The following is a 26773-nucleotide window of genomic DNA, read 5'->3' on the forward strand; positions in this document are numbered from 1 at the left end:
GAAATTTTGTGCAAGATAAGCATCATTTATTGCTCTATTGGGATGCTTTTAATTTTACCGTTTCTTAACAATAAGAATTAATGAGTTAATCATAGCATAACCTAATTATGAGTTTTGAGGTCGTTCATTTGCAAAATCAAATTTATATATGATGAAGAAGTTTATTTTTGCTTTATTTATACTATTAACTAGCTTAGCAACAGCGCAAAGCGGTAAGGTTGCAGGATTGATCACAGATACAGATTTTGACGATGATCCAGTTGCATTTGCATCAGTACAATTAAAAGGAACTACTCTAGGTGCTCAATCTGATATGGACGGAAAGTTTTCCATTACTGCTCCAGCAGGTTCCTATACTCTTATAGTAACCTTTGTAGGAATGCAAACTGTTGAAATCCCTATTACAATAACAGAAGGTAATACCACTAATGTTAAGGTGCCTATGAGTGCCGAGGCAGCAACCCTTACTGCGGTAGAAATAGTAGTCACTAAGAGTAGAGAAAGTGAAGAAGCGCTTATCCAAGAAAAGAAAAATGCAGTAACGATCAAACAATCGATAGGGGCTGAAGAATTATCTAAGAAAGGAGTCAGTGATGCAGAAGGTGCGGTAACAAAAGTAAGTGGAGTTTCTAAACAGGCTGGTGTTAAAAACGTTTTTGTACGTGGATTAGGTGATAGATATAACTCTACTTCATTAAATGGCTTACCATTACCATCTGACGATCCAGAGTATAAAAACATATCCTTAGATTATTTCAGTAGTGATTTGATTGAAAGTGTAGATATCAATAAAGTATTTCAATCTGAATTAAATGGTGATAATGCTGGTGCAAATATTAATGTAGATCTTAAAGGACTTACTGGAAGAGAAGAATTAGGAGTTAGTTTTTCTACAGGAGCAAACATGCAAACATTAGGGTCTGAATTTAAAGGTATCGCTGGTGAAGGTTATTTTGGTTTCAGTGATGCAGAGCTTCCTGTTAACAACCTCAATGTTTACAGTTTTGACAATCAACTAGCACCTAGTTCAGAAAACAACCTTGTTAATTTAGGTTTGTCCATAAATGGTGGTAAACGTATCGATATAGGAGAAAATTACCTAAATATTTATGGTTTACTGACTTTTGATAATGGTTACCGTTTTATTGATGGTAATGTTAAGAATACCAATAGTGCAGGAAGTGTTTTCTTAGACCAAGATTTTGATAAGTACGAGTATGAGACTTCTCAAATAGGACAATTCAATCTTGATTATCGTTTTGGTAAGAATAACATCGAGCTTTTAACGATGTATATTCATAAGAATACACAAAGTTTCCAAGAATATGAAGGTATTGATAATCCAGAACAAGATGGTGATAGTGTTTTTGTAAGAAGACAACAGACTAACGATAATAACTTATACGTAACACAATTATTAACTCATTTTCAGTTAAACGATCAACTTGAACTTGATTTAAAAGGATCATTCAATGCTTTAAGAGGTAGCGAGCCAGATAGAAGAAATTTTGAATATCTTTTTAGAGACGGATTTTATTCTCCTAACATAGATTCTGGTGGTAACAATCAAAGGTTTTTCAGTAAAATCCAAGAGAACGACTGGAATGCCAACGCTTCTTTAAAGTACAATCTAAATAAAAGTGAAGAGAATGAAAGACCTCATTATTTTACTGTAGGTGGTGATATACGATGGACGCACCATATTTTTCAAGCGACCATTTTTAACCACACATTTGATACTCGTATAGCGGTAGATATAAATGATACAGATGCCATTTATAATCAGCCATCGCTAATTGCTGGTAATTTTAGGCTAGAAACTGGTAGAGGTAGTGCCATTAATCCACAAGCTTTCAATCCATTCTACTATATAGGTGATAAAACCATTTTTGCTGGTCAGGGAAATTATGTAAAAGCTTTTTCAGATAAATTTTTACTGACAGCTGGTATGCGATTTGAAAAGTTCAATATGGAAGTAGAGTATGATACTAACATTGCTAGAAGTGCAACCGATGGTATCTCGAGAATAGATGAGAATTTATTCTTACCTAGTCTGGGATTAAAATATTCTTTAAACGAAGACAATATTTTTAGGTTAGGAGCTAGTAGGACATATGTTTCACCTCAATTCAAAGAAATTGCGCCGTTTAGAAACAATATACCTGGTGGTTTAAATACACAAGGTAATCCAGACTTACAATTATCTGACGTTACTAACATAGACCTTGCTTATGAGTTTTATCCATCCAGAGGTGAATTGATCTCCATAACTGGTTTTTATAAGAATATTCAAAATCCTATTGCTCGTACAGAAATACCTAGTGGTGGTAATACGCTTACTTATTTAAATGTAGGAGATAAAGCAACAGTTCTAGGAGCAGAGCTTGAGTTGCGTAAGGATATTTTTACTAGAGAATTATCTGAAGCAGGTCTAGAAATGAGTCGAGAGACTAAAGTAGCTTTAGGTTTTAATGCTTCTTACATTTATAGTAATCAAGAATTGAATGATCCATTAGCACAATTTACAGAAACTACCACACAGCTTCAAGGAGCTGCTCCAGTTTTATTGAACCTAGATGTGAATTACAATACTTTTATCAATAAGAGTAATTTGAATACCGCTATTGTTCTTAATTACTTTACAGAACGTGTTTTCTCTGTAGGTACTCGTGGTTTTGAAAACATAAAAGAGATAGGAGTTCCTACGCTAGACCTAGTAAGTTCAATCACTATGGGAGAAAACGGTAAACTATCGCTTAAAGCTAGAAACCTTCTCAATCCAGAATATAGACTAGAAAGAGATGGGATAGATGGTAACGTTGTATTAAGTAATTATAAACGAGGAGTTGACATAAGCTTAGGATACAGCTATAAGTTTTAAAGGTTTCGTAATATTTAGATAACCTTTATCGTATTATTACGATGTTAATTTGTGACAACAAACGAAATCAAAAAACAACTTAAAGAAAACAAAATGAAAAAATTAATTTTATCCTTAATTGCAGTTGCATCAATAGCAATAACATCTTGTGAAACAGATGATATTACTATCATAGGAGAAGGAACAGAAGATTCATTAAATCTTGCAGGAAACGTACAAGAAAATAGAACTTTAACTGCTGGTAATGCTTATGTACTTAATGGGCCTATGTTCATTAAAAGTGGTGCTACATTAACTATCGAGGCAGGAACTACAATCTCCGCAACAGCAGGTGGAACAGACGTTTATTTATTAGTAGAAAGAGGTGGACGCATTGTTGCAAATGGAACAGCTGCTGCACCTATTAGATTTACTAGTTCATCAAGAGTACCAGCCGCTTGGGGTGGAATTATCATTAATGGTAATGCATGGATTTCTGGTCAGAATCCACAAGGTCAAAATGAAGCTGGTACAGAAGTAAATGCAGGTTTATTATTCGGTGGTAATAATGATACAGAAGATTCTGGAATCTTAAATTATGTCGTTATCGAGTATACAGGAGCTCGTATCGATGGTGATGCAGAACATAATGGCCTTACTCTTAATGGTGTAGGTTCTGGAACTACGTTATCTAATATCTACATTGCAAATGGCGATGATGATGCTATCGAGTTTTTCGGTGGATCAGTAAACGCATCTAACATCTTTGTACTGAATGCAAAAGATGACATGTTTGATGTAACACAAGGTTATAGAGGTACACTTACCAATCTTTATGGAATACGTGAGGCAAATTATGTTGCAGTGACTTCAGACCCTAGAGGTATTGAAGCAGATGGTAATCTAGACGGTAATTCACCATCTGATAATACGCAGTCTGTATTTACTGTAAATAACGTTACAATTGTAAATCAAGGTAATGCGGTAGATTTCTCTGATTTAATTAAAGTACGTCGTGGGGCAACAGCTACCATCAACAATGCACTAGCAGGTACATTTGGTACAGCGACTGCTTCAGACTTCATTGATTTAGAAGATTCAAGAGGCGATTCTACTGCTGGAACTGTAGTAAATGCTACTGCAAACGGTACTGCAGATGGTACAGATATCAAAAATGCTCCAGGAGCAACAGTAACGGTTACTACAACAAATACAGGTACAGACTCTTCGTTGTTTGCTTGGACTGGATATAATTTCTAATTTTAATTTATATAAAATTTAAAAAGGCTATTCTAACGAGTAGCCTTTTTTGTGTTTCATAGTTGGAATAGTTTCCGCTTTCGCGAAAGCGAGATAATCATCAGTAACAACACGATTAATAACAGTAGCATAACATTTAATCTATCGGTATAACCGACTTTTGCAGACTGAATAAAAACGAAGTAAATGTCTGATATTTATATTTACATGCTTATCATCCTTGCAGGTCTTGCTATTACAGATCTTGTAGTAGGAGTAAGCAACGATGCCGTTAACTTTTTAAATAGTGCGATAGGTTCTAAAGCGATTAGTTTTAAGACTATTATGATTATTGCTAGTGTTGGTATTGCCTTTGGCGCGATATCTTCTAGCGGTATGATGGAAGTGGCGCGTAAAGGTATTTTTAATCCTGGAGAATTCTTTTTTGATGAGGTCATGATTATTTTCATGGCAGTAATGATTACAGATATTCTACTGCTAGACTTTTTCAATAGTATAGGATTACCTACATCTACCACCGTTTCTATCGTTTTTGAACTTTTAGGTGCTGCGGTATGTATGTCACTTATAAAAATTAGTGAAAATAACGGCGAGAGCTTTTTAGATCTAGGTAAATATATCGCTACAGATACGGCATTAGAGATTATACAAGGTATTTTACTATCTGTGGTCATAGCCTTTATTATAGGTGGGATCGTGCAGTTTTTATCGAGGCTGTTACTCACCTTTGACTATAAGAAAAGACCTAATTACCTAGCGGCTCTTTTTGGTGGTGTGTCATTGACCAGTTTATTTTACTTTATAGTATTTAAAGGTCTTAAAGGAGCAGATTTAGGTCTCGTAACAGACTTTCTTGCCGCAACAAATGTGTATACATTTATAGGAGTAGCCTTTTTATTTTGGACTATTTTAAGCTTTGTTTATGTGATGGTCATCAAATGGGATATCTATAAACTCATTATCATATCAGGTACTTTTGGTCTTGCCATGGCATTTGCAGGAAATGATTTAGTAAACTTTATAGGTGTTCCTATAGGTGCTTATCAAGCATGGGAATATGCAGAAGGTACTGGACTTCTAGCAAGTGAGATTAACATGAGCTTTTTAAGTGAAAAGTTACCTTCAAATAAATGGTTGCTGGTCGCTGCTGGTTTGATTATGGTAGCAACGCTATGGTTTTCTTCAAAAGCACAAGCGGTTGTAAAAACTTCAGTAGATTTGGCACGACAGGATTCTGGTTCAGAGCGTTTTCAATCTAATCTTCTTTCTAGATTTTTAGTTCGCTATTCACTTATCCTTGCAGAAGGTGTGCAACGTATTGTTCCAGAAAAAACAGCAGATTATATCAGTTCTAGATTTGAGAAAGCACCAGAAGTCGCTGTGGTGCCTAAACATACTGATAAGCCTGCATTTGATTATGTGCGAGCTTCTGTAAACTTAATGGTAGCAAGTGTATTGATTTCTATTGCCACATCATATAAATTGCCTCTTTCTACGACTTATGTAACTTTCATGGTAGCGATGGGAACCTCACTGGCAGATAGAGCATGGGGAACAGAAAGTGCTGTGTATAGAATTGCAGGAGTATTAAATGTAATAGGTGGTTGGTTCTTTACCGCTTTTAGTGCATTTACTGCTGCGGCTCTTTTTGCTTACATAATCTATGTTGGAAAAATGTATGCAGTCGTAGCTCTTGTAACCCTTGCTGTTCTCTTAATTATACGCAGTTTTTTAGGGCATAAGAAATCACAGAAAAAGCAAGAAGAGACAGAAAAACTACAAAAATCAGAAAGTAAAACTATACAAGGAATTATAGAAGAAAGTTCTGATAATGTAGCTACTGTTTTTAAACGTTCTAAACGCATCTATAAGAATACTTTAGATGGTCTGATAGCACAAGACCTTTCCATATTAAAAACGTCAAAGAAAGAGAGTAAAAAACTAGCAGGCGAGATAGATGACTTACGTAACAACATCTTTTTCTTTATTAAAAACCTCGATGAACAAAATCTAGGAGCAAGTAAGTTTTATATTGATGTATTAGGTAATCTTCAAGATGTATCCCAGTCACTAGATTATATCTCTAAGGCTAGTACAACGCACATAAGTAATAATCATAAGAGCCTTAAATTTAATCAGATTAAGGATTTAAAAGAGATTATTTTACGTATTCATGAGATCTTTAATGATGCTCAAGAGATTTTTAGCACTAAGGATTTCAATAGTCTGGAATCAATCATTTTAGAAAAAAGAGAGCTGATCAACCTAGTCGATGAAAAGATTGATAAGCAAGTAAAACGTACTAAAAACGACGAGGAATCGCCTAAGAATACGACACTTTACTTTAGTTTACTTTTAGAAACTAGAGATTTGATGAATGAAACCATCCAGATAGTAGAGCAGTATTATAGAGAGTTTGATGCCAGTCGTTCTCCTTCAAAAATCAAGTAAATAGTTCCATTAGATATTTTAAAAGCCAGTTCACAAGAACTGGCTTTTTTTATGGTGAAGATTTTGTGCATGTTTCGCTTTCGCGAAAGCGAGGAAAATATAGAAAACTTTGCAAGATGCACGTTGGAAGAGGAACTTGCACTTAAATTAAAAATATATTCTCATGCTTGTTTGCTATTTAAAAAACTGAAAACAAAACTGTTAAAAAATAAAATACTCAAAATTAAATTAGGACTTTTCTTAGTTTCTTTAACTCATATTAATCAATTAAAACATTTTATTATGAGAAAATTAGTTTTTGCAGCACTAGCTGGAGTATTTATGTTGAGTAGTGGGTTTACGACAAGTTCATTAAAGATTGAAGATGAAAATTACGATGAAGATTTATCATGTGAATGTGCTTGTTATTTTATAGCATTCATTGGTGGCGAACTTATTGAATTTGAATTTTTCGCTCGATCGGCACAGAGTTGTACTAGTCAAACTCAAGGTATGGGTAGTTTTGATACAGAAGATTGTCAAAACACATCGGGAATGTTAAATGCTCCTAATGCAGAAACATTCCAAGAAGCTCAAAATGGTGGAGGATGTTAACGAAATTTATTTTTTTATTAATTGTATTTGCTGGAAATGCACAGAATCCTAATGGAGATAAAGTTTTATCGATAAAATATGATGTAAAATTCAATCATCCTTCTTTAGTTAATTCGGTGATCAAAAAATACCAGCTATTAATAGATGAAGAGACTTACAAATATGAATTTTTAAAACAGGAAAATTCTAATCCTCAATTTAAAAAAATGGAACAAGAATACTTCGAGCGTTTTTATTCCTATCATATTGGATCTATAAAAGATAGAATAGATTTCCATTTAACTAATGATGGTAGCAAAAAGACTGAGTATAATATAGTCGATACATTACCTGAGATTAAATGGAAAATTTTAAATGAGAAACAAAAAATCGGTAAATATGTATGCGATAAAGCTGTTGGGAATTATCGTGGTAGAAATATTGAGGCATTCTTCACACCAGATATACCAATTGCGATAGGTCCAAATAATTTAAATGGATTACCTGGCGCCATTATATATGCAAAAAGTCATGATGGTGAATTTAGTTTTATAGCTACTAAGATCGAAAAAATCGAGAGACCAGACAGTTTCATTAAATTTGATAGTTTTAATTTTGGAGCAACTACGTCACTGCGGTCATACTTAAAAGAGAAAAATGAAAAATTAAGTAAGAGATTGAAAAAATTGAAAATGCAGTTTAGCGAAAAAATCAGGAATGAAGGCTCAGAATCTGAAGCTTCAACAGCTAAAGTTTCCAATCTGAGTACTTCTTTAGAATTATTTTACGAATGGCAATTAGTTGATGAAGAAAAAAAATAGATTTAATTTTATTCAAATTATTAAGAAAAAGACCCTAACAGGTCTTTTTCTATTTTTTACCTGCTTTATAGGTAATGCGCAAATATCTGGTACTGCGGTAAATGAGTTACAAGAACCAGTAGCCTTTGCTACGGTAATTCTTAAAACAGCTCAAGACAGTAGTTTTGAAAGTATGCAAGTACATTAAATGATAAAAAAAGAACAATAAAACTGTTATAAAATAAAATAACTCATTGAAAATTAGGATCTTTCTTAGTTTCTTAGTTTCTTAGTGCTCTAATTTTAATCAATTAAAACATTTTATTATGAGAAAATTAGTTTTTGCAGCACTTGCTGGAGTATTTATGTTGAGTAGTGGGTTTACAATACCAAAAATAGAAAAGGTTGATGTAAACTTTGGCTGCAACTGTTCGTGTCTTGAAACTATATCTGTCCAAATAGGAAACAATCCTCCTAGGTATATGGATTTAACCTTAAGGTCTTATACAAACGGATCACAGGCGTGTAGTAATTTAACTGGTGGTGAAGGAAGTTATGATACTAGTGATTGCGTGAATTCATCAGGCATGTTAAACGCAAGATCGGTAGAAGAACTACACGCAGCTGAATCGGGATGTTGAGAAGTTTTATTTTTATTTTAATTTCTACAACCGCTTTTGCTCATGGTCAAGATAATGAAGTTTATCAATTAGATTACTCTGTAACCAGAATTTCATCTTCAGGAACTAAGACTGTTGACAAGTACATTCTGAATATCGATTCTTCGACGTATCGCTACGAGCATGTAGCAGGTATAGAAGGACCAAAAGATTTTATAACTGGAGATTATGATAGGAATCCAAGTAAGCTCGAATATGATTATCATATAGGGGAAATTGACGGTAAAGTAGATTTTAATCTTACAACATTTCCATATAAGAATTATAATGTTGTTGACAGTTTGCCGGATATTAATTGGATAATTACCAATGAAGTAAAAAGTATAGGAGGATATAAATGTAGCAAAGGAACTGGTAATTATAGAGGAAGAGTAATTGATGCTTTCTTTACTACAGAAATACCGATCACTATTGGTCCCAACAATTTGAATGGTTTGCCTGGGGCAATAATATTCGCTCAATCTAGAGATCGTAATTTCACTTTTCAAGTTCTTAGAATTGATAAGGTAACGCGTCCAGAACGATTTACTTATTTTGAATCATTTGAATTTGGAGATTTAACTACAATGAGGGATTGGCTTAAAGATTATGATGATTTTCGAGGTAAGTTAGCTAAACAAATTAAGCTAAAATATCAGAATAAACGTAAACAGAATGGAGATAATTCAACAACTGTAGACATTGTGTCAAATGATCGGAATCTATTAGAATTATTTTACGAATGGCAGTTAGATGATAATAGCCAATAGTTTGAAACGCCTATTAAATATTTAGAAAAAGACCCTAACCGGTCTTTTTCTATTTTTACTATGCTTGATAGTTAACGCACAAATATCTGGTAATGAGGTAAATGAAGTAAAAGAACCTGTCGCTTTTGCCACTGTAATTCTTAAAACAATACAAGACAGTAGTATTCAAAGTATGCGAGTAGATTAAAAGATAAAAAACTGACAATAAAACTGTTAAAAAATAAAATACTCAAAATTAAATTAGGATTTTTCTTAGTTCCTGAATGCTCTGTATGAATCAATTAAAATAGTTTATTATGAGAAAATTAGTTTTTGCAGCACTTGCTGGTGTATTTATGTGGAGTAGTGGGTTTTTAAGTATAGACAGAAACGACATACTTTCTATTGAAGATACTTTTGAGTTGTGTGCTTGTCATTCAATAAATTTCTATTACGATGCTCAAGGAGCTTATGAGTTATTTTCTGAATCTGTAGATTTTAATAGCTTTGTATGGGATGATTTAACCTGCAAGACCTCAGAATTAAATCAGAGACCTAAGGCAAGCATTATAGATTAAAACAATTATAAATCAATGAGTTTGAAAATAATTTTTTGTTTAATTTTTTGCACTTTTTTTTACTCGCTATCAGCACAGAAAAAGACATTAGAAGTTCAATATAAATTAAGTAGTGAAGGTACTTCAACCAAAACTTTTTCTACAAATGTTAATATCCAACTTATTTTTAATGATTCTTTATACCGGTACCAAAATATTGTGAATGAGAGTACTTCCTCTTGGCAATATAAGATTATAGGCTTTAGAGAAAATGTATTAGATCCATATACTATCGGGAACATCTATGAAAATACCCAGTATAGCATGAGAAAATCTTGTAAAACAGGAAAAAAATCAATTATTGTGGATAATTTACCAATCATTAAATGGGAAATTATCGATGCAGAAAAAGTTATTTTGGGTTTAAAGTGCAAAAAAGCGATTGGAAATTATCGAGGTAGAGCTATTATCGCCTTTTATACGACTGAAATTTCTACTCCTATAGGTCCTTATAAAATAGTAGGTTTGCCAGGTTTAATATTAGAAGCTAAATCTACAGATGGAACTTTCATTTATAAAGCCGAATCTATTAATACACTGATAGATTATAATGTGAGTAATTTTGATGTACCTTTTAATAAAATGAAAATATTTGATTTAGAAAATCAAATCAAATGTGTTGAAAAAGATAGCAAACAGAGATTAAAGGTAGTTGAATCAAGAATGAAGACTAAAATTAAAGAATATAATAAATCTAATGATAATAATGGCTTTGTTAGTTCTGAGGTAGTCACACAAAATCACACTCATTCTTTAGAGCTTATTTATGAATGGGAATTAAAAAATGAAAAAAAGTAAACTTAACTTTATTTACATTAACAAGAAAAAGACCTGTTAGGGTCTTTTTCTGTTTTTTACCTTCCTTGCACTTAGTTTGTAAATATCTGGCTCAATGGGAGATAAACAACTTGAAAGAGCAGCATACGCAAACTTATTTTTTAAAACCACGCAAGACACTAGCATTACAGCGACACCGTTAAAGCTTACAGTAAAAAAACAACAAGAAAACTGTTAAAAAACAAAATACTCAAAATTAAATTAGGATTTTTCTTAGTTTCTTAGTTTCTTAGTTTCTTAGTACTCATATTAATAAATTAAAACATTTTATTATGAGAAAATTAGTTTTTGCAGGACTGGCTGGAGTATTTATGTTGAGTAGCGGATTTACTACCAGTGACGATCAAATTAAAGTGGAGGATGATATATTTTGTCTTTTAACAGCCGAAGTGCATTTATATGATGAGGATGGAGAAATCACTGATACCGCTGTCTACAGTCAAATTACAAGAACAGTTGATGAACGCGCTTGCGAAATTGCTAATACAGGTTTTAGACGCTGGGTATCTTTATTTCAAGCAATTTATGGATAATAAGATTATGAGAACTTTGCTCATATTTCTATTTACAATCAATACATTTTTATCAAATTCTCAAGATAAGGTTTATAAAATTTCATATCAGGTTGAAAATAGTCAAGGTTTAAAACTTGAGACATTGATTTTTAATGATACTGCATCAGTGTATAGAACTAATATTCAGAACATTCCTGATAATAAAGGTAATACATATGCATCAAGTAGATACTTTAAGAATACTGATAATATTTTGTTTTTTGAGAGAAATGCTATTTTAGTAAGAGACTCGATCCCTGATATTATTTGGTATTTAACTGATGAAAAAAAATTGATTGGAGATTTTGTTTGTAAAAAGGCAACAACAATTTTTCGTGGTACTTTTATTACCGCATATTATAATGAAGAAATATCGACTTCCTTTGGGCCTTGGAAATTTAATGGACTTCCAGGTTTAATTATTTCTTTGTACACTGAAAAAATGATAGGCTTTAGATCTTGGACACTTAAGCAAATTGAAATTATAGAAAGTAAAACAAATGTTTTAAATTTAGATAAGAGTAAATATACAGAAGTTATATCCTTCGAGGACTTTATCAGTAAACGTGATTTAAAAAATAAAACTCGAAGTAGGCGAACTATTTCTAGATTACCAACTGAATTTAATAAAACAAAAGTTGAATTTAAGAGGACTGGAATTGAAAAGGTATTTGAATGGGAATTAAAAGATGAAAAAAAGTAAATTTCAAAGCTTATCAAATTTAAAGAAAAAGACCTGTTAGGGTCTTTTTCTATTTTCTATATGCTTTATTCTCAATGCGCAAATATCTGGTACTGCGGTAAATGAATTATAAGAACCTGTCGCTTTTGCCACTGTAATTCTTAAAACAATACAAGACAGTAGTATTCAAAGTATGCGAGTAGATTAAAAGATAAAAAACTGACAATAAAACTGTTAAAAAATAAAATACTCAAAATTAAATTAGGATTTTTCTTAGTTTCTTAGTTTCTTAGTTTCTTTAACTCATATTAATCATTTAAAATATTTTATTATGAGAAAATTAGTTTTTGCAGCACTGGCTGGAGTATTTATGTTGAGTAGTGGGTTTGTTAAAAAAGAGTTAACATCACCTCAAGGAGACTGCACTGTTGTAATTCAAAGAACAAGTATTGATGAAGAAGGTAACGAAGTTACACAAACACGAATACATTATACTACAGCAGCTGATAGAGCCGCTTGTAACAGTATAGCTTCATTCATTGGTAGAGCATATGAATTAGGGGTTCTAAAATTTTAATCAGATAATCTATAATTTTATAATTATTATATGAAGTCTATAATTTTTATTTTCCCCTTTTTATGTTTTTCGCAAAATATCAAAGTCAATTATACTTTTACTACGACTAGTTATCAGAAGCAAGAAACCTTAATTGCAAATTCTAATTCTTCTTATTATTATAATGAACCCTATGCAGGATTAAATAATGCAAAAGATAGAGTAGAAGGTACGGAAATAACTTTGGTACAGAAAAAGATAAAACTAAGTAAAATAGAGTTTTATCAAAACAAAGAAAGTCAAACAATTCTTTATCAATTAAAATATAAAGACGAGAGAAGATTGATTACCGATTCAGTTCCAGATATAAATTGGACGATTGATAAAAATAAATCCAAGCAAATAAATGGATATACCTGTAATATGGCAACTACACATTTTAGGGGAAGAGATTATGAAGCATGGTTCACCCCAGAAATCCCTATAACTTTCGGGCCATTTAAGTTTAAAGGTCTCCCAGGTTTAATCTTAACCTTGAATTCTATAGGAGATAATTACAAAAAGTCATGGATTGCAACTAAGATTACGACTGTTGATGAAAAGTTTCCTATTCCACCTATTTGCGAGGATTGTACAAATATGACTTTAAGGGAATTTGTTGAATATAAACAAAATCTGAGGAAAGAAGCAAGTAAGGTAAGTGTTTCTAGATTACCAAAAGCTTATTCAAATACTACAACTACCTTCACTCGGAATAGTATTGAAACAATCTACGAATGGGAGAAAGAATATGATGAAGAAAAAAAATAAACATAACTTTATTTATAATATCAAGAAAAAGACCCTAACAGGTCTTTTTCTATTTTTCACATGCTTTTTACTCAATGCACAAATATCTGGCACGGCGGTTAATGAATTAAAAGAGCCTGTTGCTTTTGCTACGGTAATTCTTAAAACGGCTCAAGACAGCAGTATTGTAGCTTTTACTCAAACTGATAAATTGGGTTTTTATAAAATACAGCCAGAAAATACAGGCGCACACTTTCTTACTATTTCTTCTTTATCTTATAAAGCCGCACCTGTTAATATTACCATTACAGATGTTAAGGAAGAAATGACCATTAATTTCACCATGCAAGAGCAACAACTGGAGCTTAATGAGATCATTGTAAATGCAGACTTGCCCATACGCATCAAAAAAGATACGATAATTATAGATGCCAAAGCCTTTATGCAAGGCAATGAAGAAGTGGTAGAAGACCTACTTAAAAAAATCCCTGGTCTTACCGTAGAAAGTGATGGAACCATTAAAATAGGCAATCAAGAGGTAGAAAAAGTCATGGTAGAAGGAGATGACTTCTTTGAAAAAGGCTATAAAATTCTAACCAAAAACATGCCTGCAAAACCACTCAATAAAATTGAGATACTACAGCATTATTCCAACAATAAACTCCTTAAAGGTGTAGAAGAAAGTGATAAAGTGGCGCTCAATCTTACCCTAGATGAAGATGCAAAACGGCAGTGGTTTGGTAATGTAGAGATCGGCCAGGATCTAGAAGGAGATTCTTTTTATGAAGGTCGTTTTAATCTAATGAGTTTTGGTAAAAAGAATAAATTTTACTTTTTAGGAAATGCCAACTCTACCGGTCAGGACGCTACTGGCGATATAGGCAATCTTATAAGTCCTATGCGTTATGGAGAACCTGGTCGTGTGGGCGATGGCGAGCAAGTAAGCAATTTACAAAACCTAGAGGCCGGGCTCTATAACTTTAAAGCCAGCCGTTCTAATTTTAATAATGCAGAGTTACTTTCTTTGAACGCTATTTTTAATACTACCGAGAAACTTAAAATTAAAACCTTAGGCTTTTTCAATTGGGATGAAAAAGATTTTTTTAGAAACAGTACCAGCAGCTTTTTTGCACAAGGCACCAACTTTACCAATACAGAGGACTATCTGTTGCGCAACAGGTATTTTACAGGTTTTGGAAAATTCCAGCTCAATTATGACTTGTCCAAAACCTCTAGTATAGAATCCATCACTTCTTACAGCGATCGCTCTAACGATGCTGGTTCTAACCTGCAATTTAACGACATCTCAACCGTAGAGTCACTCACGACTGCCACGCAACGACTGGATCACATAACCACTTATACCAACAGATTTGATGAGCAGCGCGTGCTATTGCTCACAGGTAGATTTATAGACGAGAAATCGCCTCAAAATTATGACGTAAACCAGTACTTTTTTCAGGATTTGTTCAATACGAGCCCACAACCGCAGTCGGTTTTTCAGAATATAGAAAACAGCATGACCTATGCAGGTTTTAACGCTCATTATCTAGACCGCAAAGAAAACGGTCACTTGCTAGAGTTGCAACTAGGTAATGAATACCGTGAGGATAGATTAGGAAATGAGTTACGCTTTCGCGAAAGCGGAAACATTATAACGCCACCACGAGGTTATGAAAATGATACGAGATATGGAGTGAACGATCTCTATGCAAAAGTATCGTATCTCTATAAATGGAAAGAGTTGAAATTAACTGGTGCGATAGATGCGCATCAATTGTTCAATTCTCTAGAACAGTCTGGAAGCTCTGATTCTCAACAGCCGTTTTTTATCAATCCTAGTTTAAATGCCAACTATAAAATCAATAAAAAGAACAGAATAGGACTGGGCGCATCGCACAACACCACTAATGCTGGTATTCTAGATGTGTACGATCAATATGTGTTGACCAGTTTCCGTTCTTTAAATAGAGGTGCTGGAGATTTTAATCAGTTAGAAGCCAGTTCTATTAATTTCAATTACCAATTAGGCAACTGGAGTGATCAATTTTTTGCGAGTTTAACGGCAAGTTATAGAACAGATCATGATTTTTTCTCTACTAACTCCTTACTACAACCCAATTTTTCACAAACGGATAAAATAGTTATTGAAGACCGAGACAACATCAGTGTAAATGCAAATATGGATTATTATTTTGGCGTATTGAGTTCAAATTTAAAGCTTAAAGCAGGCTATTCAGAAAGTAATTTTAAAAATATTATCAATAATTCAAACTTGCGAGAAATAGAAAGTACTAACTATAATCTTGGACTGGAAATGCGATCTGCCTTTGACGGTATTTTTAATTATCACATAGGTACGAGCTGGCGCTGGAATGAGGTAGAAAGCTCTGGTATTGCAAACAGTTTTGTAGATAACACTTCGTTTTTAGATTTATCTTTTGTGTTTAGCGAACAAATTGATATGCAAATTAAGTCAGAGCGTTATTTCTTCGGTAATATTAATGATGGCGATAATACTTATTATTTCTTAGATCTCGATGCGCGATACAATATAAAAGACAGTCCGTTTTCATTCTCACTTATGGCAAGAAACTTGACCAATACCGAGCAGTTTAGAACCAGTTCTATAAACGATGTTTCTTCCTCAACAGTATCTTATCGTTTGTTGCCTAGATATTTATTGATGAAGGTGAAGTATCGATTTTAAAACATTTTATAATAAAAAAGCCCTTCTCAAATGAAAAGGGCTTGAATAATCAATACAATCTAAGAATATTAAGCTACTTCTTCTTTATAATCTTCATTAGAACCAGAAGAAGTCTCTTCATTTTCTACTTTTTGAGGTGCTCTAAATCTTCTCCAGCGCAATTTAAGTCTGTGTACCATATACAGTAAAATAGGTACAATAATTAGCGTTAAGAAGGTGGCAAAGATCAATCCGTAAATTACGGTCCAGGCAAGTGGTCCCCAAAATATTACATTATCTCCACCTATAAATATCTTAGGATCTAACTCACTAAATAAGGTAAAGAAGTTGATGTTCAAACCTATTGCAAGTGGTATCAAACCTAGAACGGTTGTTATTGCCGTTAGAATTACTGGTCGTAAACGTGCTTTTCCACCTTTTACAATGGCTTTAAACATGTCTTCTTTACTTAAAATATCTTCGTCTTCAAGTTCTAATTCTTCACGACGACGTAATTTGAGAATATCAATGTAATCAATCAATACCACACCATTATTAACTACAATACCGGCCAAGGATATTATTCCCATCATAGTCATTAAAATAACAAATGAATCACCTGTTGCGATAATACCTAAGAATACACCTATAAAACTTAAGAAAATAGCAATCATGATAATCGCTGGCTTTGAAATAGAACCAAACTGAAATATTAAAATAAGAAAGATTAATCCTAGGCCGCCGAATAAAGCACTCATTAAGAAGGCCATTTCTTTTTCTTGTTCTTCAATTTGTCCAGTGTAATCTATCTTGATATCAGATGGAGTATCAAAGCTGAGCATTTCATTTTGAATATCTTTCACTACTGCTCCTGCGTCTGTAAATCCTGGTTTCAGTGCAGAGTATACGGTTACAACACGTTTAGAGTCTTTATGCTTTATAGCACTAAAACTAGAGGTGTTTTTTTGTTCTGCAATAGCACTTACAGGTATCTCCTTGATTTGGCCGGTAGCCATATCTCTAAAAGTTATACGCTGATTGAAAATCGCACTACGATCATAGCGTTGTTCTTCATTAAAACGTATGTTGATATCGTAATCTTCACCATCGTTTTTATAAATACCTGCTTTTTCTCCAAAAACAGCACGCCTTAATTGCATTCCTACCTGACTATTGCTTACTCCTAATTCTCCAGCTTTTTGTCTATCAACATTAACCAGCATAGATGGTTTGCTTCTGTTTACGTCTACTTTTAACTGGTCAACACCTGCAACATTACGAGAGTTGAGGTATTTAACCATTTGCTCTGCAGTAACGATTAATTCTCCATAGTCTTTTCCTTCTAATTCTATATTTACAGGATATCCTTGTGGTGGTCCGGCAGCATCTTTTTCTACTGATATAGAAACACCAGGATAAACACCTGCTAGTCCTTCTTGTACTTTTTTACGCAGTACCTCACTATCTTTTCCATTACGGAATTTGTATTCACGCATACTTGCCGTAATTTTTCCTTTATGAGGCATTTCTGCGGCACTTCCACCATCGGTTTGAGGATTACCAGCTCCCATTCCTACTTGAGAAACAGCACTTTCAACAAGGAAATTGCGATCATCTTCCATGTATTCTTCATCATTAATGATGCTTAATACTTTGCTTTCAATATCTTTAGTGATTTGATTTGTTTTCTCGATAGATGTTCCTTGAGGATATTCTATGTATACAATAATCTGATTGGGCTTATTGTCTGGAAAAAACTCAATTTTTGTGCGACCAGATTCAATAGAACTACCGAAAGCCATGATTACACCTACAAACATTACCGCCATTCCAGCAATAAATAAGTAAGGTTTTATACCACCTAATGCAAATTTTAAAAAGGATTCGTAACCACTATCTAACCATACTAAAAGCGTTTTTTGAAAACCTCTAGTTAATGGTTTAATGGCATATTTGTATAGCCAAAACATAATAATGGTAAGTAACATTAAACTACCTAGACCACTTACCGGTCCACCTACTATAAGAATAAAGACTCCTAAGATTCCCATTATAACGGTTAGATATAGCAATTGCTTTACACTTAAATTGCGATCCTCTACTTCCATGAATTTTGAAACTAACATAGAGTTAAAGAAAATAGCAACAAATAAAGAACTACCTAAAACTATGGATAAGGTGATAGGGAAGTAAATCATGAATTGCCCCATCAATCCAGGCCATAAACCTAATGGTACAAAAGCCGCAACGGTTGTAAGGGTAGAGATAATAATAGGTACGGCAATTTCGCCAACTCCTTTTTTTGCTGCAGCTATTCTGGATAAACCTTCTTCATCCATTAAACGATATACGTTTTCAACTACTACAATACCGTTATCTACCAGCATTCCTAATCCCATAATCATGGCAAAAAGAATCATGGTATTAAGCGTGTATCCTAATAGACTGATGATAGCAAAAGACATAAACATAGACATAGGAATAGCAAACCCTACAAACAAGGCATTTCTAAAACCTAAGAAAAACATCAATACACCTACTACAAGTAGGATTCCAAAGATGATATTATTTACTAAATCATCTACTTGATTTAGTGTTTTAGAAGAAAGATCATTAGCAATAGTTATATCAAGATCTGCTGGTAGTGCGCCAGACTCTTGTGATTCTTTCACGATTTCTCTAACGGCATCTGCCGCAACAATCATATTTTTACCAGAACGTTTTTTTACATCTAACATGACCACTTGATCACCATACTCTCTTGCAAAAGTATTTTTATCTTCTTCTTTGAAAGTGACTTTTGCAACGTCTCTTAAGTAAATAGGACCTTTTTCATTCTTAATAACAAAATTTTCTAAATCTTGTGGTTTTTCTATTTCTCCTACAATCCTGATGGTACGTCGTTGACCGCTAGACTTTAAATTTCCAGCACTTACGGTTGCATTTCCTCCACGGATCACGTTTAAAATATCATCAAAGCTTACCTGTGCAGCTGTCATTTTATAAATGTCTACTGCTACTTCCACTTCTAGATCTTGCGCACCACGTATATCTACCTGTTTTACTTGTTCTACATCTTCAATTTCATCTTCTAAATACTCAGCATAGGTTTTTAATTTTTTTACCGTGTAATCACCCTTGATGTTAATGTTCATTATAGGCATTTCCTCACTTAGAGTAAGGTTAAAAACATTAGGTGTAACAGGTTTGTTATTAAAGGTAGGCCAGTCTTCTCCAGCACTTTCAGAATCTACTTCATCCTTTACCAGTTGTTTAGCAACCTCAACCTCAATATCTTCATCAAATTCCACAATAATAATGGAATAATCTTCTTGCGATGTAGATTCTGTTTCGATAACACCAGAAATATTTTTTAATTTATCTTCTAATGGATCGGTAATCAGACGCTCCACATCTTCGGCTGTGTTACCAGGCCAGACGCTAGAGATGTAAATCTTAGTTTCCTTAATTTCAGGAAAATCTTCTCTAGGCATGCTGTTATAAGCACTTAAGCCTAAAAAGAATATAATCGCCATCATCACATAAATAACTGTAGAATTATCTATCGCCCATGAAGAGATTTTAAATTCTTTATCACTTTTCTTTTTAGTACTCATGATTATGCGTTTTTAATGTCAATTAATTGTCCTTCTTTAACCGTACGTGCACCAGCAGTTATAACTTGATCACCTTCTTTTAATCCATTAGTTATTTCTATAAAATCACCACTAGCTTTCCCAGTTGTAATCGTTCTGCGTTTTGCAATAAGTCCATCATCACTTTTCTCTACAACCATTACATATTGCTCACCATTTTGATTCTCACTTAAAACACTAAGTGGGACTAAAATTGCATTCTCAGAGGTATAATCGTTGATCTTAATCTTAGCAGTAAGGTTTGGTTTTATATTATCAGATTTGCTCGATACTGGAATTTCTATAGAAAAAGAACGATTAGCAGGATTAATGTAGCTACTGGTTTGTCTGATAGAGCTTTCTATCTTTTCTGATAGAACTGGAAAGTCTATCATTACTTTGGTTCCTTCCTTTATAGATGTTAAATAATTTTCTGGAACATCTACATTGATGTACATATCTTTTAATGAAACTAGTCTAAATAGTTGAGTCATTCCTGGGCTTACCACGTTACCTTGTTCTGTAATAACATCATCAATAGTTCCAGAAAACGGAGCTCTTACCGTTGTTTTGGCTAGCGTTTGTTGCATTGAGCTTATCGCCTTGCGCTGTCCATCGTAATTTGCTTTGGCTTGCAAATACTGTATTTCAGAACCTATTTTTTGTTCCCATAACCTGTTTTGACGTTCAAAAGTCGTTTTTGCTAATTGCTCCTGTACTTGCATTTGCTGTATTTGTTGCGATAATCCACCATCATCTATTTTTGCAAGTGCTTGACCAGCAGTTACCTGTTGACCTTCTTTTACATAAACTTGAGTCAGTAATCCGGCCATTTCTGGCATGATGGTGATGTTTTGTTTTGTATCCACATTACCTTGAAGTTCGATATAGTGATTGAACAAAGTATCTTTTACAACAATAGTACTCACTTGAGCATTGATGGCTTGATCACCATTTTCCTTCAAATAAGCTTCAATTTGTTGAATTGATTTGCTTATCTCTGCTTTTTGGGTATTAAGCGCGGTCTTTTTTGCTGCAATTGCCTTAGTATCGCCTGTAGCTATTAACTCATCAACGGTAGGTTCATTTCCACCACAAGAGGTAAGAAGAACAAGTCCTATAAATAATATGCTTAATTTTTTCATGATATAAAAGTCTGTGGTGTGATTAATTTTGATTGATAAATTCTGGTGTGTTGAGAATGGTTTCTAGGTTTGCTTTTTCAGTAATCACTTGAAACATGCTCTGTAAATAATTTGCTTGTGTAGAATACAATTGCGTTTGCGCCTGTCTTAAATCAAAACTGGTGGCAATACCTTCTCTAAATTTGATTTGATTTTTATTTTCAATACGCTCTGCAAGATTTAAATTTTCTTTACTCGTACTATAGTTATCGATAGCAATCTGATAATTATTTAAAGCCGTTTGATAGTTTAATTGTATTTCTTGCATGGTTCGGTCTAGATCTGTTTTTGCCTGATCCCACGCTATTTTTGCGCGATCGGTGCGTGCCTGTCTTCCTAGCGAACTAAAAATAGGAATCTGTAAACTTACTCCAGCTACTGACTGACTGAACCAGGGATTGTTTCTATCCAGAAATACAAAGTCTTCTCCAAAAGACTGCGTGCTGTAATTCAAAAAACCTGATAATGTAGGAAGTGCTTTTGCTCTTTCTAATTTATATTCTAAACGTCGCTGTTCTGTAAAATTAGTAGCTATTTGAAAATCGGTATTTTTTTCTAATTCTAGAGAGTTTGTGGTTATGCTAGGGTCCATATTTTTAAGCGCCAAAGCTGCAAGATCTTCCGTAAGGATAATAGGTGTATCCAGTTCAATTCCTAGAGCTAGTTTTAACATGTCTAAAGCAATACTTTCCTGACGTTTTGCGCTGTTCAACTGGTTTAATAATTGAGATTTTGTAATCTTCAATTGCTCTACATCTTCTTCTTCTGCTAGTCCATTTTGATAGATTTTAGTAGTTTCATCAAGGTTTTTAGTAAGTGTTTCTAGGTTACGTTCTATAATAGCAATGTTTTCTTGTGTGAGCAAAACACCACCATAAGCGTTGATGATTCCTTTCCTTACTTCAAGTTTTGTCTTATTATTTGCATTTTCAGAAAAGTCTAAAAATGTTTTTGACGCCTCTAAAGCAACGATGTAAGAGCCATCAAAAATAAGCTGAGTAAGTGTGGCATTTAAATTTGCTGTTTGTCGCGGTGCGGCGGCAAGCGCTGCAAACTCACCTAGAGGTGCTTCAGGATTAACAATTTGAGCAGGAAGAACTAATACTGGTGTTCTTAGGTTATAGTTGTAATCAACTCCTGCGTTAATTTGAGGCAATCCAGTAGAAGTGGTTTCCCATTTTTGTTTCAAGGCTTTTGCGATATCTCTTTTTGCATTGATGGCTTGGTAGTTGTTCTCCAGTCCAAATGAGACAGCTTCTTCAAGTGTAAAACTGTAAGAATCTTGTTTAGGTGCTTGTTGTGAGTACGCTTTCGCGAAAGCGAGAACACTTAAAACCCATACATATAAAAATTTATGGTTCATTTAATCGTGATTTGAATTGGTGATTTTGTTTAAAATTTTACGTCCTTGAGGAGTTACAATTCCTCTAATATGATAATCTAAATAGTGATCATAAAGTTCATTAACAGGATATTTTTCAGCAGGAAAAATGATCGGATTTTTTATGCCTTGCATACCTATAAAGTACATACGCGCGATAAAATCTGCATCGATGTTATCACGGTAATAGCCTTCTTCTATTCCTCTAGTCACATTTTTCTTTATACAATTTTCCATGTGTGCATACTGCATGTCAGTAATTTTTTTATGCGTTTCTGGATAGTATTTTTGTAATTGATAAATAGGTGAAGCGTCATCACTTTTAAGTTGTTGCATGACAAACTTCTTCACAGTATACAGTTCTTCAATAGCATTTTCATTTTCAGAGTCTACGATCTCATCTACACCGTTACAAACAAAATTGCACAACTGTACGGAAGAGACGTCTACTAGCTGGTTTTTATTTTTAAAGTGATTGTATAAGGTTTTCTTGCTCATTCCCAGTTTAGTGGCGATCTCATCCATCGTTACACTTTTAAAGCCAAGCGTTAGAAATAAATCTAATGAGGTTTTTATGATATGATCTTTAATTGTTGCCATAATTTTTATAAGGGCGCAAATATAAGGTCAGGAAACTTTAGAAACTTATAAAGTTTCCTAAGTTTTACAATAATTTAACAAGACAATTTAGAATTCCTACAAAAAAGAAAGTAGCAACAGTTATTTTTACCGCATGAATACATTGATATCCCTTAGAACGTTGTTTTTAGAAGAGCTTAAATCTAAAATCACAGCTACAGAGCCAGCTGGTTTATACGACCCAGTACATTATATACTTGATTTAGGTGGTAAACGTTTACGACCTTTACTAACTCTAATGAGTGCAAAAATGTACGGTGCAACAGTTAAGGATGCCATGAATGCAGCCGTTGCGGTAGAGGTGTTTCATAATTTTACATTATTACATGATGATATAATGGATGCTGCAGATTTGCGTCGCGGGAAAGAAACTGTACATAAAAAGTGGGATGTAAACACTGGAATACTTTCTGGCGATGCTATGTTGATTATGGCTTACCGTCTTTTTGAAGGTTATGATCAAAAGCAATTTTATGAACTTAATAAAATCTTTAGTAAAACAGCACTGGAAGTATGTGAAGGTCAACAGTATGATGTTGATTTTGAAACTAGAGATGATGTGACTATTCCAGAGTATCTGAATATGATTAAGTTAAAAACATCTGTTCTAGTAGGCTGTGCTTTGCAAATGGGTGCTATCATTGCTGGTGTAAAAGAACAAGAACAAAAACTTATATATGATTATGGTATTCATCTAGGCCTTGCTTTTCAATTAATGGATGATTATTTAGATGCATTCGGTGATCCAAAAACTTTTGGAAAAGAAGTAGGTGGTGATATTAGAGAGAATAAAAAAACATATTTATACCTTAAAAGTATAGAAAATGAAGATTGTGCACTCGAGTTGAAAGAGTGGTTTGCTCTAGATCACGAAGAAATGAATGAAGACCAGATCGATGAAAAAAAGGAAATAGTAAAAGTTTTCTTTGAAGCAAGTGGTGGAGCAGCGGCTACATTAGATAAAATTAAATCCTACACAGATAAAGCTCTTTCTATTATTGAAGAACTCGATTTGAGTGAAGAAAGTAAAAAACAGTTAAGAGACTTTTCTCTCGAGTTGATGGGAAGAATCAGTTAGAGAAATCTTTTAACTATTTCCCAAAAACAATAGATTTATTTCTGCCTTTTGGCAAAAATAGAAAGGTATTAGTTTATGGCATCAACGCCTTCAAATCGTCTAGAGTGTTTGCTTCCTCCATAGGTTTATCCTGTCGCCATCTTACTATTCTAGGGAAACGAGTCGCAACACCAGATTTATGTCTTTTGCTAGGTGCAATTCCTTCAAAGGCGATTTCAAAAACATGTTGTGGTGTAACAGATCGCACTGGACCAAATCGTTCTAAAGTATTTTTCTTGATCCATGCATCGACTTTACGAAATTCGGCATCAGTAAGTCCAGAATATGCTTTTGCAAAAGTTACTAGCTCGCCATCTTGCCAAAGGCCAAACGTATAATCGGTAAATAGATTTGCTCTTCTTCCATGACCTCTCATCGCATAGGTGAGTACAGCGTCAACAGAAAACGGATCGGTCTTCCATTTCCACCAGTCTCCTTTTTTACGACCTACAAGATAGGGACTATCTTTACGTTTGATCATCAAACCTTCTGACCGTTTTTCTCTGGCCAGATCACGCTCAGTCGACATTTCCTCCCAAGAATCAAAAGTCATCGTTTCAGATAACAGTAATGGCGTTTTTTCTTCTTGAGGTAAGCTTTCTTCCTTTTCATTTAAGTCCAACACGAGTTGATCTAGAATAGCTCTACGTTTTGCAAATGACTGATCTCTCAAGTCTTCTCCTTTCCATTCTAGTAAATCATAAGCGACTATTACGACAGGAACGTCTTTCAATAACTTTTTCCCTACGGTTTTGCGACCTATTCTGGTTTGAAGGTCATTGAAATTCATAATGACGCCATCTTTAAAAGGTAAAATCTCACCATCAATTACGGTACCGTTAGGAATTACTTCTAGGAACTTTTGAAACTCTGGATATTTATCGGTCACTAATTCTTCACCACGTGACCAAACAAAGATTTCATCGCTTCTTATAATGGTTTGTGAACGTATTCCATCCCATTTATGTTCTGCACTCCATTGAGATACATCTCCTAATTCGTTTACTTCTCCTTCAATAGCATAAGCGAGATAAAACGGATAGGGCTTACCGCGCATGGCAACTTCATTATCTTCATAAACCAGTTCTTGAAAAGTAGTGTTTTCTCCAGTCCAGCTGCCCATTAATTTATGCGCAAGAATGTCTTTATCTATTCCAGTAGCATTTGCTAATGCTCTAGTCATTAATTTTTGAGAAACTCCTATTCTAAAACCACCTGTAAGAATCTTATTAAAAACAAAGCGTTCATAATAGTTAAGTTGCAGCCAGTTCTCTTGAAGATAATTGCGTTTATCGAGTTCATCTTTTGAGCGTAAATCGATTATTTCATGAATGATCTCAGAAAGACTTTTGTCGCTGGACTCGTTTACAGTAGGAAGTATTAATGCAATCGTTTCTGCCAGATCACCTACAATATGATAACTTTCTTCAAAAAGCCACATGGGTATACCGCTTATTTGTGTAGCCCATTCTCGCATGAGTGTCGTATTTACTGGTCTTTTAGGTCTTCTATGTGACAGTATCGCTATAGTCCATAATTTATCTTCATCGCTTGCGCTTTTAAAATAATCAGTTAGTGCCGCGACTTTAAGAGTCGTTTTATTTGTACCATCTATGGTTCTTATCAGTTCTGCAAATTCTTTCATAGAGCTTTCTTTGAATTTGAGTCTGAGATGGAAAGTTCAATATTTTCATTTTCTACTTTAGGCTCTTCACTTTCTTTATCGTCTAGTACTTCACCTTCATATTGTGTTTTTTCGCTGATGGCGTTAAGTCCTTTTTCTTCTCTTAAAAACCTAGCAAAGATTTCTTGATAACCATGAGTGGTAATTACATTCTCGCAACCTGTTGCTTCTATACTTTGCAATAATCCATCCCAATCGCAATGATCTGATAGAACAAAGCCTTTATCTATAGCCTTTCTACGTCTGGCGCCTCTAAAAGTCATCCACCCACTAGCACTGGCGGTAACATAAGGAACCATTTTTCTCATCCATGTCGTACCATGAGCTCCTGGTGGTGCAATGACAATGTTACCAGCTATTTCTTCTTTAGTAGTCTCTCTTGTGATTAAATGCGTTGTTGGAAAATCAATTTGCTGCCGCAAGACTTCAGTCATCTTAAAAACTGCTCCATGACAGTATATCTTCATTTGTGAAGTGTCTAAATGTTTGATTACTCGCTGCGCTTTTCCTAATGAATAGGCAAAGATCACAGATGTTTTCTGATCAGCATGGTTTTGTGCGCACCATAGATTGATGTCATCCATAACTAATTGTTGCTCTCTCCATTTAAATGCCGGTAACCCAAAGGTGCACTCTGTAATGAAGGTATTGCATTTTACAGGTTCATATACGGCTGATATTCCATCGTCTTCAGTTTTATAGTCGCCAGTAAAAACCCATATTTCTCCTTTGTGTTCCACACGTATCTGGGAAGAGCCTGGAATGTGTCCCGCAGGATGAAAAGAAAATTTTACATTATTAATGGAAAAAGAATCGTTGTACTTTACTCCAGTAACATTAATATCACCCAATCGGTGACTTATGATAGGCACGTTATTATGGTGAGTGATGTATTTTTTGTGTCCCCATCTAGAATGATCTGCGTGACCATGTGTGATAAGTGCTTTGTCCACAGGTTTCCAGGGATCTAGATAAACGCCAGCTGGTTTGCAGTAAATTCCTTTCTTAGTAAATTGTAATAACGGTACACTCATATCATAAAATTAACTGACATAAG

24 protein-coding genes are annotated in these 26773 nt (G+C 34.0%); 18 read left to right on the top strand and 6 right to left on the bottom strand.

What is annotated here, in order from left to right; genetic code table 11:
• Nucleotides 1–151: 151 nt before the first annotated feature.
• The 17 genes from ACTF54_RS07470 (at nucleotide 152) to ACTF54_RS07550 (ending at nucleotide 16097) form a co-directional block, all read left to right on the top strand.
• Entirely contained in the window at nucleotides 152–2881 is a 2730-nt protein-coding gene (locus tag ACTF54_RS07470) for a TonB-dependent receptor domain-containing protein (protein ID WP_438969074.1), read from the top strand.
• A 93-nt stretch (nucleotides 2882–2974) separates the two neighbouring features.
• On the top strand, nucleotides 2975–4120 hold the full coding sequence (locus tag ACTF54_RS07475; protein WP_347195329.1) for a hypothetical protein: 1146 nt from the start codon (nucleotides 2975–2977) through the stop codon (nucleotides 4118–4120).
• Between the two features lie 186 nt (nucleotides 4121–4306).
• Nucleotides 4307–6571, top strand: coding sequence for an inorganic phosphate transporter (locus tag ACTF54_RS07480; RefSeq protein ID WP_438969075.1), 2265 nt, complete (start codon nucleotides 4307–4309; stop codon nucleotides 6569–6571).
• A 123-nt stretch (nucleotides 6572–6694) separates the two neighbouring features.
• Nucleotides 6695–7165 (top strand): hypothetical protein, encoded by a 471-nt coding sequence (locus ACTF54_RS07485; protein WP_438969076.1) that lies wholly within the window; start codon nucleotides 6695–6697, stop codon nucleotides 7163–7165.
• Entirely contained in the window at nucleotides 7159–7965 is an 807-nt protein-coding gene (locus tag ACTF54_RS07490; RefSeq protein ID WP_438969077.1) for a GLPGLI family protein, read from the top strand. The genes ACTF54_RS07485 and ACTF54_RS07490 overlap by 7 nt, the downstream gene beginning before the upstream one ends.
• Nucleotides 7949–8152 (top strand): hypothetical protein, encoded by a 204-nt coding sequence (locus tag ACTF54_RS07495; RefSeq protein ID WP_438969078.1) that lies wholly within the window; start codon nucleotides 7949–7951, stop codon nucleotides 8150–8152. The genes ACTF54_RS07490 and ACTF54_RS07495 overlap by 17 nt, the downstream gene beginning before the upstream one ends.
• Nucleotides 8153–8270: 118 nt before the next feature.
• A complete protein-coding gene (locus tag ACTF54_RS07500; protein ID WP_438969079.1) occupies nucleotides 8271–8585 on the top strand; it encodes a hypothetical protein in 315 nt (104 codons plus the stop codon).
• Entirely contained in the window at nucleotides 8579–9373 is a 795-nt protein-coding gene (locus tag ACTF54_RS07505) for a GLPGLI family protein (RefSeq protein WP_438969080.1), read from the top strand. Before ACTF54_RS07500 ends, ACTF54_RS07505 begins: the two co-directional genes overlap by 7 nt.
• Nucleotides 9374–9437: 64 nt before the next feature.
• Nucleotides 9438–9560 (top strand): hypothetical protein, encoded by a 123-nt coding sequence (locus ACTF54_RS07510; RefSeq protein ID WP_438969081.1) that lies wholly within the window; start codon nucleotides 9438–9440, stop codon nucleotides 9558–9560.
• A 109-nt stretch (nucleotides 9561–9669) separates the two neighbouring features.
• Entirely contained in the window at nucleotides 9670–9930 is a 261-nt protein-coding gene (locus ACTF54_RS07515) for a hypothetical protein (RefSeq protein WP_438969082.1), read from the top strand.
• Between the two features lie 15 nt (nucleotides 9931–9945).
• Nucleotides 9946–10767, top strand: coding sequence for a GLPGLI family protein (locus ACTF54_RS07520; protein WP_438969083.1), 822 nt, complete (start codon nucleotides 9946–9948; stop codon nucleotides 10765–10767).
• 94 nt (nucleotides 10768–10861) lie between these two features.
• Nucleotides 10862–10984: a hypothetical protein gene (locus tag ACTF54_RS07525; protein ID WP_438969084.1), complete on the top strand. Its 123-nt coding sequence runs from the start codon at nucleotides 10862–10864 to the stop codon at nucleotides 10982–10984.
• A gap of 94 nt (nucleotides 10985–11078) precedes the next feature.
• On the top strand, nucleotides 11079–11339 hold the full coding sequence (locus tag ACTF54_RS07530) for a hypothetical protein (RefSeq protein ID WP_438969085.1): 261 nt from the start codon (nucleotides 11079–11081) through the stop codon (nucleotides 11337–11339).
• 7 nt (nucleotides 11340–11346) lie between these two features.
• Nucleotides 11347–12063, top strand: coding sequence for a GLPGLI family protein (locus ACTF54_RS07535; protein WP_438969086.1), 717 nt, complete (start codon nucleotides 11347–11349; stop codon nucleotides 12061–12063).
• 310 nt (nucleotides 12064–12373) lie between these two features.
• Complete coding sequence (locus tag ACTF54_RS07540; RefSeq protein ID WP_347202213.1) at nucleotides 12374–12619, top strand: hypothetical protein; 246 nt, start codon at nucleotides 12374–12376, stop codon at nucleotides 12617–12619.
• A 30-nt stretch (nucleotides 12620–12649) separates the two neighbouring features.
• Nucleotides 12650–13408 carry a GLPGLI family protein gene (locus ACTF54_RS07545; protein WP_347196519.1) on the top strand — a complete coding sequence of 253 codons (759 nt, stop codon included), beginning with the start codon at nucleotides 12650–12652 and terminating at the stop codon, nucleotides 13406–13408.
• Nucleotides 13389–16097: a carboxypeptidase-like regulatory domain-containing protein gene (locus tag ACTF54_RS07550; protein ID WP_438969087.1), complete on the top strand. Its 2709-nt coding sequence runs from the start codon at nucleotides 13389–13391 to the stop codon at nucleotides 16095–16097. The genes ACTF54_RS07545 and ACTF54_RS07550 overlap by 20 nt, the downstream gene beginning before the upstream one ends.
• Nucleotides 16098–16165: 68 nt before the next feature.
• Here ACTF54_RS07550 and ACTF54_RS07555 read toward each other — a convergent pair whose 3' ends face one another.
• The 4 genes from ACTF54_RS07555 to ACTF54_RS07570 are packed head-to-tail and all read right to left on the bottom strand — an operon-like array spanning nucleotide 16166 to nucleotide 22876.
• Nucleotides 16166–19693 carry an efflux RND transporter permease subunit gene (locus tag ACTF54_RS07555; RefSeq protein ID WP_438969088.1) on the bottom strand — a complete coding sequence of 1176 codons (3528 nt, stop codon included), beginning with the start codon at nucleotides 19691–19693 and terminating at the stop codon, nucleotides 16166–16168.
• A 2-nt stretch (nucleotides 19694–19695) separates the two neighbouring features.
• Entirely contained in the window at nucleotides 19696–20856 is a 1161-nt protein-coding gene (locus ACTF54_RS07560) for an efflux RND transporter periplasmic adaptor subunit (RefSeq protein ID WP_347195977.1), read from the bottom strand.
• A 22-nt stretch (nucleotides 20857–20878) separates the two neighbouring features.
• Nucleotides 20879–22258 (bottom strand): TolC family protein, encoded by a 1380-nt coding sequence (locus ACTF54_RS07565; RefSeq protein WP_438969089.1) that lies wholly within the window; start codon nucleotides 22256–22258, stop codon nucleotides 20879–20881.
• Nucleotides 22259–22876, bottom strand: a complete 618-nt coding sequence (locus ACTF54_RS07570) for a TetR/AcrR family transcriptional regulator (RefSeq protein WP_347195979.1) — start codon at nucleotides 22874–22876, stop codon at nucleotides 22259–22261. It lies immediately after the preceding gene.
• A gap of 133 nt (nucleotides 22877–23009) precedes the next feature.
• On the opposite strand from ACTF54_RS07570, the gene ACTF54_RS07575 reads away from it, so the two are divergent.
• Nucleotides 23010–23993 (top strand): polyprenyl synthetase family protein, encoded by a 984-nt coding sequence (locus ACTF54_RS07575; RefSeq protein WP_347195980.1) that lies wholly within the window; start codon nucleotides 23010–23012, stop codon nucleotides 23991–23993.
• Between the two features lie 73 nt (nucleotides 23994–24066).
• On the opposite strand, the gene ACTF54_RS07580 is transcribed toward ACTF54_RS07575, so the two are convergent.
• Nucleotides 24067–25677 (bottom strand): ATP-dependent DNA ligase, encoded by a 1611-nt coding sequence (locus ACTF54_RS07580; protein ID WP_347195981.1) that lies wholly within the window; start codon nucleotides 25675–25677, stop codon nucleotides 24067–24069.
• Nucleotides 25674–26750, bottom strand: coding sequence for a ligase-associated DNA damage response exonuclease (locus tag ACTF54_RS07585; protein WP_347195982.1), 1077 nt, complete (start codon nucleotides 26748–26750; stop codon nucleotides 25674–25676). Before ACTF54_RS07585 ends, ACTF54_RS07580 begins: the two co-directional genes overlap by 4 nt.
• Between the last annotated feature and the right edge of the window lie 23 nt (nucleotides 26751–26773).

The sequence above is a fragment of the Nonlabens sp. genome, assembly GCF_965657255.1.
Lineage (GTDB): Bacteria > Bacteroidota > Bacteroidia > Flavobacteriales > Flavobacteriaceae > Nonlabens.

What these genes read in the sequence shown, in the direction of transcription:
- ACTF54_RS07570 (WP_347195979.1), bottom strand. Translation starts at nt 22,876, where the DNA reads ATGGCAACAATTAAAGATCATATCATAAAAACCTCATTAGATTTATTT.
- ACTF54_RS07495 (WP_438969078.1), top strand. Translation starts at nt 7,949, where the DNA reads ATGAAGAAAAAAAATAGATTTAATTTTATTCAAATTATTAAGAAAAAG.
- ACTF54_RS07555 (WP_438969088.1), bottom strand. Translation starts at nt 19,693, where the DNA reads ATGAGTACTAAAAAGAAAAGTGATAAAGAATTTAAAATCTCTTCATGG.
- ACTF54_RS07550 (WP_438969087.1), top strand. Translation starts at nt 13,389, where the DNA reads ATGATGAAGAAAAAAAATAAACATAACTTTATTTATAATATCAAGAAA.
- ACTF54_RS07480 (WP_438969075.1), top strand. Translation starts at nt 4,307, where the DNA reads ATGTCTGATATTTATATTTACATGCTTATCATCCTTGCAGGTCTTGCT.
- ACTF54_RS07580 (WP_347195981.1), bottom strand. Translation starts at nt 25,677, where the DNA reads ATGAAAGAATTTGCAGAACTGATAAGAACCATAGATGGTACAAATAAA.
- ACTF54_RS07525 (WP_438969084.1), top strand. Translation starts at nt 10,862, where the DNA reads ATGGGAGATAAACAACTTGAAAGAGCAGCATACGCAAACTTATTTTTT.
- ACTF54_RS07545 (WP_347196519.1), top strand. Translation starts at nt 12,650, where the DNA reads ATGAAGTCTATAATTTTTATTTTCCCCTTTTTATGTTTTTCGCAAAAT.
- ACTF54_RS07575 (WP_347195980.1), top strand. Translation starts at nt 23,010, where the DNA reads ATGAATACATTGATATCCCTTAGAACGTTGTTTTTAGAAGAGCTTAAA.
- ACTF54_RS07505 (WP_438969080.1), top strand. Translation starts at nt 8,579, where the DNA reads ATGTTGAGAAGTTTTATTTTTATTTTAATTTCTACAACCGCTTTTGCT.
- ACTF54_RS07560 (WP_347195977.1), bottom strand. Translation starts at nt 20,856, where the DNA reads ATGAAAAAATTAAGCATATTATTTATAGGACTTGTTCTTCTTACCTCT.
- ACTF54_RS07500 (WP_438969079.1), top strand. Translation starts at nt 8,271, where the DNA reads ATGAGAAAATTAGTTTTTGCAGCACTTGCTGGAGTATTTATGTTGAGT.
- ACTF54_RS07535 (WP_438969086.1), top strand. Translation starts at nt 11,347, where the DNA reads ATGAGAACTTTGCTCATATTTCTATTTACAATCAATACATTTTTATCA.
- ACTF54_RS07585 (WP_347195982.1), bottom strand. Translation starts at nt 26,750, where the DNA reads ATGAGTGTACCGTTATTACAATTTACTAAGAAAGGAATTTACTGCAAA.
- ACTF54_RS07520 (WP_438969083.1), top strand. Translation starts at nt 9,946, where the DNA reads ATGAGTTTGAAAATAATTTTTTGTTTAATTTTTTGCACTTTTTTTTAC.
- ACTF54_RS07515 (WP_438969082.1), top strand. Translation starts at nt 9,670, where the DNA reads ATGAGAAAATTAGTTTTTGCAGCACTTGCTGGTGTATTTATGTGGAGT.
- ACTF54_RS07565 (WP_438969089.1), bottom strand. Translation starts at nt 22,258, where the DNA reads ATGAACCATAAATTTTTATATGTATGGGTTTTAAGTGTTCTCGCTTTC.
- ACTF54_RS07540 (WP_347202213.1), top strand. Translation starts at nt 12,374, where the DNA reads ATGAGAAAATTAGTTTTTGCAGCACTGGCTGGAGTATTTATGTTGAGT.
- ACTF54_RS07530 (WP_438969085.1), top strand. Translation starts at nt 11,079, where the DNA reads ATGAGAAAATTAGTTTTTGCAGGACTGGCTGGAGTATTTATGTTGAGT.
- ACTF54_RS07475 (WP_347195329.1), top strand. Translation starts at nt 2,975, where the DNA reads ATGAAAAAATTAATTTTATCCTTAATTGCAGTTGCATCAATAGCAATA.
- ACTF54_RS07490 (WP_438969077.1), top strand. Translation starts at nt 7,159, where the DNA reads ATGTTAACGAAATTTATTTTTTTATTAATTGTATTTGCTGGAAATGCA.
- ACTF54_RS07470 (WP_438969074.1), top strand. Translation starts at nt 152, where the DNA reads ATGAAGAAGTTTATTTTTGCTTTATTTATACTATTAACTAGCTTAGCA.